The organism is Streptomyces sp. ISL-96 (assembly GCF_018614035.1).
Lineage (GTDB): Bacteria > Actinomycetota > Actinomycetes > Streptomycetales > Streptomycetaceae > Streptomyces.
Genome location: NZ_JAGGPA010000018.1, coordinates 115,193 through 131,622 on the forward strand (window position 1 = coordinate 115,193; position 16,430 = coordinate 131,622).

The following is a 16,430-nucleotide window of genomic DNA, read 5'->3' on the forward strand; positions in this document are numbered from 1 at the left end:
GCCGCTCGCTCGGAGCGGCGCCCCCCTCCGGGTGCGTCAGAACTTGTTGCGCGGGGTGATGCCCAGCGACATGCCCGACAGGCCGCGTGCGCGGCCGCCCAGCTTGCCCGCGATCGTGCGCAGTGCCGCGCCCGCCGCCGAGTCGGGGTCGGTCAGCACGACGGGCTTGCCCTCGTCGCCGCCTTCGCGCAGCCGTACGTCGATGGGGATGGAGCCCAGCACCGGCACGTTCGTACCGGTCGTCTTCGTCAGCCCCTCGGCGACCTTCTGGCCGCCGCCGCTGCCGAACACGTCGACCATCTCGTCGCAGTGCGGGCACGGCAGGCCCGACATGTTCTCGACGACGCCGACGATCTTCTGGTGGGTCTGTACGGCGATGGAGCCGGCCCGCTCGGCGACCTCGGCCGCCGCCTGCTGAGGCGTCGTCACGACAAGAATCTCGGCGTTCGGCACGAGCTGTGCCACCGAGATCGCGATGTCACCGGTGCCCGGCGGCAGGTCCAGCAGCAGTACGTCCAGGTCGCCCCAGTACACGTCCGCGAGGAACTGCTGGAGCGCTCGGTGCAGCATCGGCCCGCGCCACACCACGGGAGCGTTGCCCGGTGTGAACATGCCGATCGAGATGACCTTCACGCCGTGCGCCGACGGCGGCATGATCATGTTCTCGACCTGGGTGGGCCTGCCGTCCACTCCCAGCATGCGCGGCACGCTGTGGCCATAGATGTCCGCGTCCACGACGCCGACCTTCAGCCCGTCCGCCGCCATCGCCGCGGCCAGGTTGACCGTCACCGAGGACTTGCCCACGCCGCCCTTGCCGGACGCCACCGCGTACACGCGCGTCAGCGAGCCCGGCTGGGCGAAGGGCACCTCGCGCTCGGCGGTCCCGCCGCGCAGCGCGCCCGCGAGCTCCTTGCGCTGCTCGTCGCTCATCACGTCGAGCTCGACGGAGACGCTTGTCACACCCTCGACGCGCTCGACCGCCTCGCGCACGTTGTTGGTGATGGTCTCGCGCATCGGGCAGCCGGAGACGGTGAGATAGACCGCGACGGCAACCGCGCCGTCCGCCCCGATCTCGACCGACTTGACCATGCCGAGGTCAGTGATCGGTTTGTGGATCTCGGGGTCGTTCACCGTCGCCAGTGCTTCGCGCACCGCGTCTTCCATAGCCATACGCCGATGGTACGGCGCGTACCGCCACACGGGGAAAGCCCTGTCAGCGGTCGGCTTCGTCACTCTCGGAAGCGTGTTCTGGCGGGAATACGGAGCGCCGGTCCTCCATCTCCTTGACCAGGTCCACGAATTCCGAGCGGATCCAGTCCCGCGTGGCCACCTCGCCGAGCCCCATCCGCAGCGCCGCGACCTCCCGTGTGAGGTACTCGGTGTCCGCGATGGACCGCTCGTTCTGCTTGCGGTCCTGCTCGTGGGTGACGCGGTCCCGGTCGTCCTGCCTGTTCTGCGCGAGGAGGATCAGCGGGGCGGCGTACGACGCCTGGAGGGACAGCATCAGCGTCAGGAAGATGAACGGGTACTCGTCCCAGCGCAGGGCGGGGGGCGCGAAGATGTTCCACGCCACCCACAGAAGGATGGTCAGGGTCATCCAGACGAGGAAGCGCCCGGTGCCCAGGAAGCGCGCGATGCGCTCCGAGAACCGGCCGAAGGCCTCCGGGTCGTACTCCGGCAGCAGCCGCTTGCGCGCCGGGCGCGGCTGGTCCAGGCGCACCCGGGACGCCGCCCGCGGCAGCGCGCTGGCGCCCGTCGCGGTCCGGCCCCGCTCCCTCGGCTCGGCGTTCCTGTCACTGCCCACGGGCGGTCCTCCCCTGTCGCGCGAGCCCTGGCGTCCGCGGCGGCTCGTGGAACTCCGTCTCGCGCCAGTCGTCGGGCAGCAGGTGGTCGAGTACGTCGTCGACGGTCACGGCGCCGAGCAGCGAGCCGCTCGCGTCCACGACCGGGGCGGCGACCATGTTGTACGCCGCGAGGTAGCTCGTGACGGCGGGCAGTGACGTGCCCGGCGACAGCGGCGGCAGGTCGGACTCCACGACCGAGCCGATCAGCATGCCCGGCGGCTCGCGCAGCATCCGCTGGAAGTGGACCGTCCCGAGGTACTTGCCCGTCGGCGTCTCGTCCGGCGGCCGGCAGACGTACACCTGCGCGGCCAGCGCGGGGGAAAGGTCCTGCTGCCGTACGCGGGCCAGGGCGTCCGCGACCGTCGCGTCCGGCCGCAGCACGATCGGCTCGGTCGTCATCAGACCACCGGCCGTCCGCTCCTCGTAGGCGAGCAGCCGCCGTACGTCGGCCGCGTCGTCCGGTCGCATCAGCATCAGCAGCCGCTCCTTGTCCTCCTCGGGCAGCTCGGACAGCAGGTCGGCGGCGTCGTCCGGATCCATCGCCTCCAGTACATCGGCCGCCCTCTCTTCCTTCAGCTTGCCGAGGATCTCCACCTGGTCGTCGTCGGGCAGCTCTTCCAGTACGTCGGCTAGCCGGTCGTCGTCGAGCGCGGCGGCCACCTCGGCGCGGCGCTTGGGCGTCAGGTGGTGCAGGGCGTTGGCGAGGTCGGCCGGGCGGAGCTGCTCGAAGGTGGCCAGGAGGCTCTCCGCGCCCTGTCCGTGCTCCTCCAGCGAGAAGCCGGTGACCGCCGACCACTCCACCGTCAGCGTCTCCCCGCGGCGCCGCAGGGCGCCGCCCTTGCCCTTGCGTACGAAGACCTTGTCGATCTCCCAGTCACGGCGGGCCGGCAGCTGCACGATCGACACGTCGAGGACCGTGACCTCTTCCCCGGTGTCCACCAGGCGCACCCGGCGGTCGAGGAGCTCACCGAGGACCAGGCGCTCGGTCGGGCGCTGCTCGAAGCGGCGCATGTTGACCACGCCCGTCGTGATGACCTGTCCCGACTCGACACCCGTCACGCGGGTCATGGGGACGAAGATCCTGCGCCGGCTCACCACCTCCACGACCATGCCGAGCAGGCGCGGTGGCCGGTTGCCGACGCGCAGCATCGCCACCAGGTCACGGACTCGGCCGACCTGGTCACCGTTCGGGTCGAACACGGCGATGCCCGCGAGGTGCGAGACGAAGACCCTGGGGGCGCCTGATGCCATATGGTGCGCCTCCCTCAGTGGACAAAACGGGGCCGATAACGGCTTCAGGCTAGCCCGTGCCGGCCCGCTCCGCTCCAATGGGGCCGTCCGGACGGCTCTCTGCCGGACGGCGTAGAGAGCACAGGTACGCTGCCTGCTGCCACCCCGGACACCCGCATGAGAGGCAGTGCGCTTGTGACTGCATTTCCCCCGGCCGCCCGAGCCCGCCGGGCTGCCCTACTCGGCGTCGTGTGCGTCGGGCTGACCGCGGCGCTCACCGCCTGCGGTGAGGAACCGAAACCGGACCCGGACAAGGGGACGAACGGGGTGGGCAGACTCCCGGCACCGGCCATCGAGGCCAAGGCGCGGAACGCGGCGCGCGACGCGGAGTCGGTGCGGCTCTCGGGCACCGTCGTCAGCAAGGGACGCTCGTACAAGCTGGACATGCGGCTCAAGGAGGACGGCGGCACGGGGTCCGTCACCTCCAAGGGCAGCACGTTCGAGCTGCTGCGCATCGACGACGAGCTCTTCATGAAGGCCGGCGCCGACTTCTGGGACCACGGGACGGGGCAGCCCTCGGCGTCCGACGAGACGGCCGCGGGCAAGCTGGAGGACAAGTACGTCAAGGTCCCGGACGACGACCCGGCGTACGACCAGCTGCGCGGCTTCACCGACAAGGACGTACTGCTCGACGGCCTGCTCGGGCTGCACGGCAAGCTGACCAAGGGTGAGCGCGAGGTGGTCGGCGGCGTCCGTACGATCGAGGTCACCGGCGGCAAGGGCGTCGGCGGGAGCCTGGCCGTGTCGCTGATGGGCACGCCGTACCCGCTGAAGCTGGAGCGGGCGGGCGGGGCGGGCGTGGTCACGCTGGCCGACTGGGACAAGGAGTTCCCGCTGGAGGCGCCGGGCAAGGGCGAGATCCTTGACTACGGCGGCCAGCTTCCCAAGACGTCGGACCCGTCCTAGCCCTTCTGTTCCTTTTGCTGCTTCTTCTTGCGCTTCATCAGGAGCCGCGGCAGCCCTGCCGGTACGGGCAGCCGCGTCGTGGCGCTCGTCGGCAGCGGGGCGGCGGCGAGTGACCCGTCCGGGAGGCGGGTGGTCACGCTCTGCGGTTCCAGGCGCAGTACGCGGCATTCGCGGGCCCAGCGCTCGGTCATCTGCTCGGCGTCGGGAGCGTTCAGCCGCTTGCCCTTGAGCTCGGCAACAGCCGCCTCCCAGGCGTCGGTCCCGGCGGGGTGCTCGGTGACGGTGGCCGTCCAGGTGACGAGCCGGCCGCCCTTGTCCTTGCTGCGTACGGTCACTTCGGCGCTTCCGCCGTCGGCGAGCCCCGGGAACGGCTGCTCGCCCGGACCGTCTCCTACTACGTAGGCGGCGCCGTCGTGCCATACGTGCCAGAGGGACCGGGCGGGGCCGGTGCCGCGCACCCAGATGAGCCCGGACTTCTTGGTGGCCTCCTCGACGAGGGCCTGGTCGAGCAAGGTCTGCGTCATGCGGGCAAGCCTAGGCCCCGTGCCCGGCGGGGCTCTCCCCTACCCGCCCCTTCCCGAACTGATCAGAGCCAGCCGTTCCGCTTGAGGGTGCGGTGGATCGACACACACACCACCACGATCGAGCCCAGGACGAGTGGATAGCCGTACCGCCAGTGCAGCTCCGGCATGTGGTCGAAGTTCATGCCGTACACGCCGCAGATCATCGTCGGAACGGCCACGATCGCCGCCCAGGACGTGATCTTCCGCATGTCCTCGTTCTGGGCGACCGTCGCCTGCGCGAGGTTCGCCTGGAGGATCGAGTTCAGCAGCTCGTCGAAGCCGACGACCTCTTCGTGCACGCGCGCGAGGTGGTCCGCGACGTCGCGGAAGTACTTCTGGATGTCCGGGTCGACGAGCCGCATCGGCCGCTCACTGAGCTGCTGCATCGGGCGAAGGAGCGGGGCCACGGCTCGCTTGAACTCCAGGACTTCCCTCTTGAGCTGGTAGATCCGGCCGGCGTCCGAACCACGCGGACTCCCTTTGGCGGGTTCGGAGAAGACATCGATCTCGACCTCGTCGATGTCGTCCTGCACGGCGGCCGCGACCGCGATGTACCCGTCGACGACATGGTCGGAGATCGAGTGCAGCACCGCCGAAGGCCCTTTGGCCAGCAGCTCCGGGTCGTCCTGGAGCCGGTGGCGCAGCGCGCGCAGCGAGCCCTTGCCGCCGTGCCGGACGGTGATGACGAAGTCCTTGCCGGTGAAGCACATCACTTCGCCGGTCTCCACGACCTCACTGGTGGCGGTGAGTTCGGTGTGGTCGACGTAGTGGATCGTCTTGAAGACGGTGAAGAGCGTGTCGTCGTACCGCTCCAGCTTGGGCCGCTGATGCGCGTGTACGGCGTCCTCCACGGCCAGCGGGTGCAGCCCGAACTCGGCGGCGATACCGGCGAATTCGGCCTCGGTCGGCTCGTGCAGGCCGATCCACGCGAAGCCGCCGCCCTCCCGGACGCGGACCATCGCCTCGTGCGGAGTGAGGCATTCGGCGCTCTTCAGCCGGCGCCCGTCGCGGTAGACCGCGCAGTCCACGACCGCGCTGCTCGCGGACGGGTCACGGGTGGTGTCGTAACCGCTGTACACGGCGCTGCTCTTGCGCAGGGACGGACGGACCGCTGCGCGCAGGTCACGGATCATCGACATGGCGGGCTCCTTCACGGAGAAGCCGTCTGCGAGGCATGGCACTGCCCGGAATGGAGACGTGCCGACCAGCCACGGCATCGGGGCGGCCGTACGTCGGCAAAGCGGGCGGCACCGCAGGGACGCGGTGACGGCGTTCGCTCAGACACGGATCAGGCAAAAACGAAGTGCTCTTCCGTCGCGCGAAGTGCCGTGAGCCCCGTTGGTTTCACCGGCTGGCGACCGGGTACGAAGGGCGTCAGGCCCTGGAGAACGCTGACAACACTTACGGTGCGGAAGAGCGGTTGGTACTGCCGGGACGACTTCGATCCACCGCAGCCCCACCTCCTCCGGCCGGTCCCCCGTGGGGGATGACGTGATGTCGGGGCTCGAAAGCCACGCTTCTGCGTGCTGCCCTGACCAGCGGCCAAGAGTATCAGCCCACTGTTGTGTCAAGGCTCTTCCTTTGCCCGTTCCCTACGCGACTTATGCTCGCGGGCATGGGAGATGTTCTTGCGCTGGTAGAAGCCCGGTTGCGTACGACGCTGGGCGAACCGGACGCGCGTGCCGCCGTCACGTTCCTCGGTACGGACCGTATGGAGGTACTGCGCTTTGTGGACGGTGACGTCATCCGCTACGCCACCCTCGGCATGTCGGCCCAGCCGATGGCCGACCCGACGGCCGTCCTCGCCGATCCGGTGAACGGCCCGCGCGCCGAGCTCGTCCTGTCCGTACGGGCCGGCCTCGCCGACACCGACAAGGTGCTGCGCCCGCTCGCGGTTCTCGCCGCGTCTCCGCAGGTCGAGGGCGTGATCGTGGCCCCGGGCGCCTCGCTGGACCTGGGGGAACCGCTGTGGCCGGGGGCACCCTTCAGCTCCGTACTGGTCGCGGAGTCCGGCGGCCTGGTCGAGGACCTGGATCTGGACGCCCCGATGGACCCCGTGCGCTTCCTTCCCCTGCTGCCCATGACGCCGAACGAGGCGGCCTGGAAGCGGGTCAAGGGCGCGCAGGAGCTCCAGGAGCGCTGGCTGTCCCACGGCACGGACCTGCGCGACCCGCTGCGAGCCTCGGTGCCGCTCGACTGATCGTCCGACGCGTGGATCGGCGCCGGACGGGTGATCGTCCTTGACGCGGGGACGGCCGGGGAGGACCGTTGGGCCCTATGAGGGGCGAACCCAGTTGCCCGAAGTGCGGTGGCCGGGTCAGGGCGCCCGGTCTCTTTGCCGACTCCTGGCAGTGTGATGTGCACGGGGTGGTGCACCCGCTGCAGCCCGTGGTCCCGCCCAGCGTCGAGGCACTCACCGTCGCGGTGAAGCGGGCCAAGGTTCCGGTGTGGATGCCGTGGCCACTGCCCGTCGGCTGGCTGTTCACGGGGGTGGCGTGTGCGGGGGACGACCGCAGTGGTTCCCGCGCCACGGTCGTCGCGTGCTCGGGACCCGGACCGCTCGGCGGCCTCGGCGAGATGCTGCTGGTCGCGGAGGAACTCGGCGTCGGCCTCGGTGCGCGTTACGCAGGCGTGGAAGGGCCCGATCCCGGGGCGTACATCAACATGGACAACCCGCCCCCGGCCAGGCTCCTGGCGGCAGGCCGGCCCACCCCGCTGTGGCATCTCTCCGGTGTTCCGGACGACCGCGCGGTCTTCGCGGGCGAGGCGTGCGGGCTGTGGCTGTGGGCGATCGTCTGGCCGGAGCAGTCGGGCCTGATGCTGTACGACGAACTGATACTGACCGATCTGCGCGATGCGGGCGCGGAGGGGGACCTCGTACCGTGCGGCGCGCTGTCGCCGCGGCTCCTGTCGTGAGCCCTGGGTGAACGTGGGCGGTACTGGGCGGGCACTGGGCGGCACCGGGGGCGTTCGATTCCCGGCTATCCTTGACCGGTCCCCCCGTCCCGCCGAGCCCCGGAGCCAAGCGTCGTGCGCATCGACCTGCACACCCACTCCACGGCTTCGGACGGCACGGACACCCCCGCCGAGCTGGTGCGTAACGCCGCGGCCGCCGGGCTCGACGTCGTGGCGCTCACCGACCACGACTCGACGCGCGGTCACGCCGAGGCGATCGCCGCGCTTCCGGCCGGGCTGACCCTGGTCACCGGCGCCGAGCTCTCCTGCCGCCTCGACGGCATCGGGCTGCACATGCTGGCGTACCTCTTCGATCCCGACGAGCCCGAGCTGGCGCGCGAGCGTGAGCTGGTACGGGACGACCGGGTGCCGCGTGCGCAGGGCATGGTCGGCAAGCTGCGCGAGCTGGGCGTACCGATCGAGTGGGACCAGGTCGCCCGTATCGCCGGAGACGGCTCGGTCGGCCGCCCGCACATCGCGTCCGCGCTGATGGAACTGGGCGTCGTCGAGAGCGTCTCCGACGCCTTTACGCCCGACTGGCTGGCCAACGGCGGCCGTGCGTACGTCGAGAAGCACGAACTCGACCCCTTCGACGCGATCCGCCTCGTCAAGGCGGCCGGCGGAGTCACCGTCTTCGCGCACCCCGGCGCCGCCGAGCGTGGCGACATCGTCCCCGAGAGCGCGATAGCGGCGCTCGCCGCCGCGGGCCTCGACGGGATCGAGGTCGACCACATGGACCACGACGGGCCGACCCGCGCGCGCATCCGCGGCCTCGCCGACGATCTGGGGCTGCTGACGACCGGGTCCAGCGACTACCACGGCAGCCGGAAGACCGTGCGGCTCGGGGAGTACACCACGGACCCCGAGATCTACGGCGAGATCACGCGGCGGGCGACCGGCGCGTTCCCGGTGCCGGGCGCGGGCGGAAGTCTCCTTCCGTAGGTCCGTAACTCCTCCCTCGTACGACCCCTCTTCTCGCAAGGCCTCACTGTGCTCGACTTTGCCGTTTTCGGATCCCTCTTTCTCACCCTTTTTGTGATTATGGACCCCCCGGGAATCACGCCGATCTTCCTCGGCCTGACTTCGGGGCGGCCCGCCAAGGTGCAGCGCAGGATGGCCTGGCAGGCCGTCGCCGTCGCCTTCGGCGTGATCGCCGTGTTCGGCGTCCTCGGCCAGCAGATCCTCGACTACCTGCATGTCTCCGTTCCCGCGCTGATGATCGCGGGTGGTCTGCTGCTGCTTCTGATCGCGCTCGACCTGCTCACCGGCAAGACCGACGAGCCGACGCAGACCAAGGACGTCAACGTCGCGCTCGTACCGCTGGGGATGCCGCTGCTGGCGGGACCGGGTGCGATCGTCTCGGTGATCCTCGCCGTACAGCACGCCGAGACCGTCAAGACGCAGGTCTCGGTGTGGGCGGCGATCGTCGTGATGCACGTGGTCCTGTGGCTCACCATGCGCTACTCGCTGCTGATCATCCGTGTGATCAAGGACGGCGGCGTGGTCCTGGTGACGCGGCTCGCGGGCATGATGCTGTCCGCGATCGCGGTGCAGCAGATCATCAACGGCGTCACCCAGGTGATCCAGGGCAGCTGATGACCGCCCCCTGACGCACGAGCGCCCCCGTACGCGGTGTACGGGGGCGCTTACCTCTAACTGAAACCACTACTGCGAGTGTTATGAAGCCGAGGTCTCGGCCGGGCGGATATAGATGCGCCGGCCGACAGAGGCGGCCTGCTGCACGATCCGGTTGACGGAGGCGGCGTCCACGACGGTGCTGTCAACGGCGGAGCCGTCGACGTCGTCCAGGCGCATGATTTCGAAGCGCAAGGCTTCTCCCTTCGTCTGATCCTCCTGCTGGAGAACTATGTGTGGGAACGCGAGGCTAGGCGCCCCGCGTTCTCTACGGGTTACAACGGCGTGTACGCCACAGTCATTCCCTACGCTAAAGAAAACTTTCGACTCTCTAAATACTCGCTGGTGGCGGGACCGGTTGTGCCCGCTCGCTCACGCCACGGACAATGAGAGCCGTATGGACGACGCACAGCCTTCGGGCCCCACTGAACTGGTCAGGGTCACCGCCCGCCTGGAACGCACCAACGAGTTGCTCCAGCGCATGCTCGCCGAGGTGGCGAAGACCCCCTCCACCCATGCGATCTTCGTCGACGCGGGGTATGTGTACGCGGCGGCGGGCCTGCTGGTGACCGGGACCGAGGACCGCAGGTCCTTCGACCTCGACGCGGAAGGGATCATCGAGGCCTTCATCGACAAGGCCCGCACGATCTTCGCGGACAGCAGGCTGCTGCGGGTGTACTGGTACGACGGGGCAAGGCGCCGCATCCACACCCCCGAGCAGCAGACCATCGCCGAGCTGCCCGACGTCAAGGTCCGCCTCGGCAACCTCAACGCCAACAATCAGCAGAAGGGCGTCGACTCCCTGATCCGTACGGACCTGGAATCGCTGGCCAGGCACCGCGCGATCAGCGACGCGGCGCTGGTGGGCGGCGACGAGGACCTGGTGTCGGCGGTCGAGGCGGCCCAGGGGTACGGCGCGCGGGTCCACCTGTGGGGCATCGAGGCGGGCGAGGGCCGCAACCAGGCCGAACCGCTCCTGTGGGAGGTCGACAGCCAGCGCACGTTCGACCTCGAATTCTGCAAGCCGTACGTCACGCGGCGCCCGGTGACGACGTACGAGAACGAGGGCACCCCGCGGCCGACCCGCGAGGACGTCCGCTTCATCGGCGCGCAGATCGCGGCGGCGTGGCTGGGAGCGCGGGGCCGCGAGTCACTCGCCGACCTGCTGCCGGGCCACCCGTACCTGCCGGGATCGGTGGACCAGGAGTTGCTGGTGGAGGCGGAGCGGCTGCTCCAGCGCTCCCTGCGCGGCCACGCGGACCTGCGCCGGGCGCTGCGGGACGGCTTCTGGCAGCACCTCCAGGCGCAGTACTGAGCGTCTCTAATCAGCTAAGCGATCCCATGTCAGACGTAGTGTCTGGGGCGGGTTCTGCCCATCGTGGAGGGGTAGCGTGAGCGTGCAGGTGGAAGCCCGCGCCCAGTGCTGCCCCTCGTGGCTTGTGGCCGGTGGTGGGTGTGCCGATCGTCGTCATGCTCTGGTGCCGGTGGGCTGCGCGGGGCAGCCGGGTCCGGTCCGTTGGGGCGTGTCCCTCCGGACGCTTGCCCGCCGGGCCCGAGGGTGCGGTGGGGGAGGGTGTCCTGCGTCGCCTGGGCGCAGGGCGTGTTGTCTGGTGCCGGGTGGGTCCGGTCTTCGACCGGTCCTGGCTGGTGTTCGTGGTCGGGGTGACCACGGCTTTGGCTTCGAGGGTGTCCACGACGGAGCGGATGACCATGGTGCCGCTGGTGCGGTCGGTGACGGTCTTGGTCTGGTGGGTCAGGCCGCGTGCGGCGATACGCCGCCATGCCCCGTGGTCGCGGTCGCCCTGCCAGCCGCAGCCGTAACGGTCGGGACAGATGGCCCACTTCCAGCCCGCGACAGTGGGGCGGTCAGGGGCTTTGCGGTGCCTGAGCGGGGTGAGGCACTGGGGGCAGTGCTTGGAGGTGTTGTGGGCCGGGACGGTGACGACGGCGATGCCGCTCTCGGCGGCGAGGTGCCGCATGCGGTCGGCGATCTGCCCGCGCACGGTCTGCGACATGCGGGTGTTGTGCGTGCGGCCCATGCCTTTGGCTTCCATCGACCGCAGGTCTTCCAGGTAGATGACGCTCGCCCCGGCGGCGATGGCCTGGTCGACGGCCCAGCGGGCGGCAGCCCAGGCGAGAGCGTCGTTGAGGTTCGAGCGGCGGGCGCACACTCGGCCAATCTCTTCCACCAGGACCGCGTGCTTGTCGGCCAGGGACGGGTCGGGGGCGTGGCCGTCGATGAGTCGCTGGTAGTGGTCGGCCTTGGCGTGGAGGCGCTCGGACAGCCGCCGGAGTCGGTGCTGTTTGGCCAGCACTCCGGAAGCCCGGAACTGGGCGCCGTGCCCGAGGGCGGTGATACGGCCGTCATCGTGGAGCCGGGCGGCACCTGCGGACAGCAGCGTGTTGAGGCCCCAGTCCACGCCGAGCGCAATCGTGTGCCCGGTGCTGGCGGTCTTGGGGACGGCGTGGGTGTAGGCGAGTTCGGCGCGCACCCGGCCACCGGACACACGCAGGGTGGGCAGGTGCAGGACCGCGCCGGTCGGGATCGTCGGCGGCAGCGAGATCGGGCAGGCCACCCACGTCCAGTCCGCGTACGTGCGCGGGTCGGGACGAGTAGGAAGCTGGAGTCGAAGCAGCGCCCGGCCTGGCTCGTCGGCGCGTTCGATGGTGGCCTGCTGCCCGTCGCACGCCGACAGCAGCAGCATCCGCGCCACGCGGGGCGCGGGCTCCAGCTCGAACACATCGACTGGAAGCCGCCCGTGCTTGCGCTCAAACGCGACCGCTTGACGGGTGCGGGACTTGATCACGCTGGACGGCAGGTGCTGCCCTCCGGGCACGGCTGCGCGAACCTGATCCCATTCCTCGGCGGTGCGCTTGGCTGGATCGGCGGGCCACGCGGTCAGGACCCCGGCCACCAGATCGGTACGCCACTTCGCCGACCGCAGCGAACGCCCGGCCTGTTCCTGGACCATGCGCACGATCCGGTCGTTGATCTTGATGCCCTCGGGGGCGGTGACGGTCCAGCCGAGACGCCGCAGGGCCATCCATGCGTTCGACGGCAGCTTTTGGCCCCCGGCATCCTTCCCGGCGGCCAGTACGTCCACATCCGCTGTGCTCCAGTGCTCACCGGTCAGCGCGGTGACCATGCCCGACACCAGATCAGCGGCCCAGCCGAAACGCTCCGCCAGCACAGCGGCGGGCAGCAGTTCGCCGGTCCTCTCATCCACGGCCGTGCGCAGCAGGCCGCGTGCGCATGCGGTGCGGGAGGTCTCGCCCTCGGCGAGCGGCAGCTTCCGGCTCACCGGTCACCATCGGCAGTGCATTGGCCGGTCTCGGCGAGTAGCCGCTTGCGGGCCTCGGCCGAACGCATCCCGTACAGGCGGCCGGCGAACCTGGTGACCAGGGAAACGAAGTCCTCCAGCAACTCGTCCCGGCCACCGGACTTCTTCGGATGCAGGACCTCCAGAGTGACGCCGTACACGGCGAACAAGCGCTTGAGCCAGCCCACTCCGAACCGGGCCAGCCGGTCCTCATGCGTCACCCGAACCACGCTCACGCTGCCGTCGGAGACCATCGCCAACACCCGGTTCAAGCCGGGCCGGTTCTCCCGCAGGCCCGAACCACGGTCCTTGACGACCTTCACGACCTCACCCGAGGCGGTTGCCCGCAACTCCTCTTCCTGCGCGGCCAGCGAGGACTCCTGCCCGGACGAGCCGGACACACGCACATACAAAACTTCCCGCCTCGGACGAGAGGCGGCAGAGTCGCTGCCGCGCTTCATGTTCTCCAAATCAACCGAGGAGAACCGGCGCTCACGGCCGACCCACGAGAACGGGATCTTGCCGTCGATAGCCCACTGGCGAAGCGTCATCGGGTGGATACCCAGACGCTTCGCGGCCTTGGACATACGCAGCAACTCCATACACGCAACCATATATGCACAACACTAGGGATAACTAACGGAGTTGGTGAGCCTGCGACGGGGGCTATAGAGCGTCCCAGAACCCCGCCAGCGCCTTCGCGGTCTCCTCCGGGCGGTCGGTGTTCGGTGAGTGCTGGGCGCCCTCGATCACCGTCCGGTACGCGCCGAGCCGCACGGCCATCTCGTCGATCAGCGGCACGGGCCAGGTGTCGTCCACCGCCCCCGACACCACGTGCACCGGCAGTCCCACCGCGGCGAGTTCGTCCACGCGGTCCGGCTCGCCCGTCAACTGCCTTCCGGTGGCGAGGAGCTGCGCTGGGGCGTGTCGCAGCCAGCGTGCGCGCAGGGCGCTGCTGTCGAGGTCGGCGTCCTCCGGCGGGTCGAGCTGCTGCATCGCCTCCCACACCTGCGCCATCGTCATGGCGCCGAGGGCCTGCGTCAGCAGTGCGATCTTCTGCTGCTGCGCGGGCGACACCTCGGCGGGGCCCGACGAGATGAGTGTCAGCGACGCGAACGGCGAAGCGTCGACGAGTACGGCCGCACGGGAGATCTGGCCGCCGAGGGAGTGCCCGACGAGATGCACCGGCGTACCGACAGCCTCTGCCTGCGCGAGGACGTCGAGCGCCAACTGCCGCTGGGCGTAAGCCTCTTGGTCGTCCGTGCCCTCGGACTCGTACTGCCCGCGCCCGTCGACCGCGACGACCCGGTAGCCGGCGTCCGCGAGTGGTGCCAGCATCGTGATGAAGTCTTCCTTGCTCCCGGTGTAGCCGGGCAGCAGGAGCGCGGTGCCTCTGGGCTCCGCGCGTTGTGGCTCCGCTTCGAGCGCGGCGAATACGCCGCGCGACGTGCGCAGGGGGACCGCGCGGGTACCGGGGGGCGGGGTGAACGTCGGCGGCCGGCTCATGCGACGAGGCTAACGGCTGATGGCCCGGCCCCCGCGAACGGGGACCGGGCCATCGGGAGTGGTTCGCTCAGCTCTCCGGCTGGGCGGCAGCGGCCGCGCGGGTGCGGCGGCGCGGTGCCTTCACCGGAGCGGCCTCCGCCTCGGCGGAAGCGTCCGCCGTGACCTCGGCCGGCTTCGCGGCGCGGGTACGGCGTCGGGGCGCCTTCGGGGCCTCGGTCTCCGCCGCGGGGGCGGGGATCTGGGCCTCGGCGGTGTCCACGGCGGCGGCGCGGGTGCGGCGGCGCGGTGCCTTGGCCGGGGCGGCCTCGGTGTCGGCGGTCGCGGGTGCCTCGGTGACGGCGTCGGCCGTCTTGGCGGTGCGCGTACGGCGACGGGGAGCCTCCGGCTCCGCCGCGGGGGCGATCTGGAACTCGGTGGTGTCGACCGGGGCGGCGGCGCGGGTGCGGCGACGGGGCTTGGTCACCGTGGCTTCCGCTTCCGCCTCGGCGGGCGCGGGTGCCTCGGTGGCCTCGGCCTCGGCCGGCTTCGCGGCGCGCGTACGCCGGCGGGGCTTCGCCGGAGCCTCGGGCTCCGCCGCGGGGGCGGGAACCGGGGCCTCCACCGTTTCCACGGCTTCCACGGCGGCGTCGGCCGCGCGGGTGCGGCGACGGCGGCGGGGAGTGCGCGGCTCGGCAGGAGCGTCGGTGGCCGTAGCGGCCTCCGGCGCCTCGACGGGCGCCGGGGCAGCGGTCGCCTCGTCAGCCGACACCGGCGCACCATTGCGCGTACGACGACGCTGACGCGGCGTACGCGGGGCACGCTCCTCCACGACGGCCGGCGCGGCAGCCGCAGCGGCCGGTGCGGACTTGCGCCCGCGGCCACCCGTCTCGCCGAGGTCCTCGACCTGCTCCGCGCGCAGACCCGCGCGGGTCCGGTCGGCCCGGGGCAGTATGCCCTTCGTACCGACGGGGATGCACAGGATCTCGTACAGGTGAGCCGACGTGGAGTACGTCTCCTCCGGCTCGTCGAAGGGCAGGTCCAGCGCCTTGTTGATGAGCTTCCAGCGCGGGATGTCGTCCCAGTCGACCAGCGTGACGGCGATGCCCTTCGCGCCCGCGCGGCCGGTGCGGCCGACGCGGTGCAGGTAGGTCTTCTCGTCCTCGGGCGTCTGATAGTTGATGACGTGGGTCACACCCTCGACGTCGATACCGCGCGCGGCGACGTCGGTGCAGACCAGCACGTCGACCTTGCCGTTGCGGAACGCGCGCAGCGCCTGCTCACGCGCGCCCTGGCCGAGGTCACCGTGGACCGCGCCGGAGGCGAAGCCGCGCTTCTCCAGCTGCTCGGCGATGTCCGCCGCCGTGCGCTTCGTACGGCAGAAGATCATCGCGAGCCCGCGGCCGTCGGCCTGGAGGATGCGGGAGACGAGCTCCGGCTTGTCCATGTTGTGCGCGCGGAAGACGTGCTGCGTGATGTTCGCGACGGTCGCGCCCTCGTCGTCGGGCGACGTGGCGCTGATGTGCGTCGGCTGCGACATGTACTTGCGGGCGAGGCCGATGACGGCGCCCGGCATGGTCGCCGAGAACAGCATCGTCTGGCGCTTCGGCGGCAGCATCTTCATGATCTTCTCGACGTCGGGCAGGAAGCCCAGGTCGAGCATTTCGTCGGCCTCGTCGAGGACGAGCGAACGCACGTGAGAAAGGTCGAGCTTCTTCTGCCCGGCCAGGTCGAGCAGACGCCCGGGCGTACCGACGACGATGTCGACGCCCTTCTTGAGCGCCTCCACCTGGGGCTCGTACGCACGGCCGCCGTAAATCGCGAGCACGCGGACGTTGCGGACCTTGCCGGCGGTCAGCAGGTCGTTGGTGACCTGCTGGCACAGCTCACGGGTGGGTACGACGACGAGCGCCTGCGGGGCCTCGGTCAGCTTCTCGGGTGCTGCCCGGCCGGCCTCGACGTCCGCGGGGACGGTGACGCGCTCGAGCAGCGGAAGGCCGAAGCCGAGCGTCTTGCCGGTGCCGGTCTTGGCCTGGCCGATGACGTCACTGCCGGAGAGCGCGACGGGGAGCGTCATCTCCTGGATGGGGAAGGGGGACATGATGCCGACGGCTTCAAGGGCTTCGGCGGTCTCGGAAAGGATCCCGAGGTCTCGGAACGTAGTCAGGGTGCTGCCTCTTCTGTGAGACGCGACGCGACGCGAACGAAGGGGGTCGTACCGTGCCTGGTACTCGTCCGGCCGAAAAAGGACCGGGAGGCGCGGGACCACGTGCCGTCGCTCAAGCGCTCTTGTCGCTGAGGGGCCCCTCATCTTGCGGTCGTACGCCTTGGTACGCCCCGCGTGGAGGGCTGTCGGGTCGGAGCCGATCGGGCCACCGACCGGGCATCCTCATTCAAATGCGCCGCGTAATGCCCTGGGCACTCTGCGAGGCGCA

The 16,430-nt window shown here is 70.4% G+C and carries 16 protein-coding genes; 6 read left to right on the plus strand and 10 right to left on the minus strand.

The genetic code is table 11. The features are described from left to right. Window positions 1–36: 36 nt before the first annotated feature. The 3 genes from J7E96_RS12190 to J7E96_RS12200 are packed head-to-tail and all read right to left on the minus strand — an operon-like array spanning window position 37 to window position 3,095. Window positions 37–1,170: an Mrp/NBP35 family ATP-binding protein gene (locus tag J7E96_RS12190; protein WP_215130411.1), complete on the minus strand. Its 1,134-nt coding sequence runs from the start codon at window positions 1,168–1,170 to the stop codon at window positions 37–39. 43 nt (window positions 1,171–1,213) lie between these two features. Beyond that, on the minus strand, window positions 1,214–1,804 hold the full coding sequence (locus J7E96_RS12195; RefSeq protein ID WP_215130413.1) for a DUF1003 domain-containing protein: 591 nt from the start codon (window positions 1,802–1,804) through the stop codon (window positions 1,214–1,216). Further along, the gene (locus tag J7E96_RS12200) at window positions 1,794–3,095 is read right to left on the minus strand and encodes a magnesium transporter MgtE N-terminal domain-containing protein (protein WP_215130415.1); all 1,302 of its coding nucleotides are present in this window, start codon (window positions 3,093–3,095) and stop codon (window positions 1,794–1,796) included. The genes J7E96_RS12195 and J7E96_RS12200 overlap by 11 nt, the downstream gene beginning before the upstream one ends. A 174-nt stretch (window positions 3,096–3,269) precedes the next feature. Between J7E96_RS12200 and J7E96_RS12205 the strand changes: the two genes are divergently transcribed. Then, complete coding sequence (locus tag J7E96_RS12205; protein ID WP_215130418.1) at window positions 3,270–4,040, plus strand: hypothetical protein; 771 nt, start codon at window positions 3,270–3,272, stop codon at window positions 4,038–4,040. Here the strand turns inward: J7E96_RS12205 and J7E96_RS12210 are convergent. Continuing rightward, window positions 4,037–4,564: a hypothetical protein gene (locus J7E96_RS12210; RefSeq protein WP_215130421.1), complete on the minus strand. Its 528-nt coding sequence runs from the start codon at window positions 4,562–4,564 to the stop codon at window positions 4,037–4,039. The two genes, J7E96_RS12205 and J7E96_RS12210, sit on opposite strands and share 4 nt — an antisense overlap. A 62-nt stretch (window positions 4,565–4,626) precedes the next feature. Continuing rightward, window positions 4,627–5,742 carry a magnesium and cobalt transport protein CorA gene (locus tag J7E96_RS12215; RefSeq protein WP_215130423.1) on the minus strand — a complete coding sequence of 372 codons (1,116 nt, stop codon included), beginning with the start codon at window positions 5,740–5,742 and terminating at the stop codon, window positions 4,627–4,629. Window positions 5,743–6,218: 476 nt separating this feature from the next. Here J7E96_RS12215 and J7E96_RS12220 point away from each other — a divergent pair, with 476 nt between their 5' ends. The 4 genes from J7E96_RS12220 to J7E96_RS12235 all read left to right on the plus strand — a co-directional run bounded on the left by J7E96_RS12220 (window position 6,219) and on the right by J7E96_RS12235 (window position 9,154). Further along, the gene (locus J7E96_RS12220; protein ID WP_215130425.1) at window positions 6,219–6,803 is read left to right on the plus strand and encodes a suppressor of fused domain protein; all 585 of its coding nucleotides are present in this window, start codon (window positions 6,219–6,221) and stop codon (window positions 6,801–6,803) included. Between the two features lie 77 nt (window positions 6,804–6,880). Then, window positions 6,881–7,519, plus strand: coding sequence for a DUF6758 family protein (locus tag J7E96_RS12225; RefSeq protein ID WP_215130426.1), 639 nt, complete (start codon window positions 6,881–6,883; stop codon window positions 7,517–7,519). A 114-nt stretch (window positions 7,520–7,633) separates the two neighbouring features. After that, window positions 7,634–8,500: a PHP domain-containing protein gene (locus J7E96_RS12230; RefSeq protein WP_215130427.1), complete on the plus strand. Its 867-nt coding sequence runs from the start codon at window positions 7,634–7,636 to the stop codon at window positions 8,498–8,500. Between the two features lie 48 nt (window positions 8,501–8,548). Next, window positions 8,549–9,154 carry a MarC family protein gene (locus tag J7E96_RS12235; RefSeq protein WP_215130428.1) on the plus strand — a complete coding sequence of 202 codons (606 nt, stop codon included), beginning with the start codon at window positions 8,549–8,551 and terminating at the stop codon, window positions 9,152–9,154. Between the two features lie 81 nt (window positions 9,155–9,235). Here the strand turns inward: J7E96_RS12235 and J7E96_RS12240 are convergent, their stop codons facing one another. Further along, window positions 9,236–9,388, minus strand: coding sequence for a hypothetical protein (locus J7E96_RS12240; protein WP_215130429.1), 153 nt, complete (start codon window positions 9,386–9,388; stop codon window positions 9,236–9,238). Window positions 9,389–9,590: 202 nt separating this feature from the next. Between J7E96_RS12240 and J7E96_RS12245 the strand changes: the two genes are divergently transcribed. After that, on the plus strand, window positions 9,591–10,508 hold the full coding sequence (locus tag J7E96_RS12245; RefSeq protein ID WP_215130430.1) for an NYN domain-containing protein: 918 nt from the start codon (window positions 9,591–9,593) through the stop codon (window positions 10,506–10,508). A gap of 10 nt (window positions 10,509–10,518) precedes the next feature. Here the strand turns inward: J7E96_RS12245 and J7E96_RS12250 are convergent, their stop codons facing one another. The 4 genes from J7E96_RS12250 to J7E96_RS12265 form a co-directional block, all read right to left on the minus strand. Beyond that, window positions 10,519–12,495 (minus strand): zinc ribbon domain-containing protein, encoded by a 1,977-nt coding sequence (locus J7E96_RS12250; RefSeq protein WP_308295915.1) that lies wholly within the window; start codon window positions 12,493–12,495, stop codon window positions 10,519–10,521. Further along, window positions 12,492–13,115, minus strand: coding sequence for an IS607 family transposase (locus J7E96_RS12255; protein ID WP_215130432.1), 624 nt, complete (start codon window positions 13,113–13,115; stop codon window positions 12,492–12,494). Before J7E96_RS12255 ends, J7E96_RS12250 begins: the two co-directional genes overlap by 4 nt. Before the next feature lie 64 nt (window positions 13,116–13,179). Next, on the minus strand, window positions 13,180–14,019 hold the full coding sequence (locus tag J7E96_RS12260; RefSeq protein ID WP_215130434.1) for an alpha/beta fold hydrolase: 840 nt from the start codon (window positions 14,017–14,019) through the stop codon (window positions 13,180–13,182). Window positions 14,020–14,086: 67 nt separating this feature from the next. Next, entirely contained in the window at window positions 14,087–16,096 is a 2,010-nt protein-coding gene (locus tag J7E96_RS12265; protein ID WP_251069764.1) for a DEAD/DEAH box helicase, read from the minus strand. Window positions 16,097–16,430: the final 334 nt, after the last annotated feature.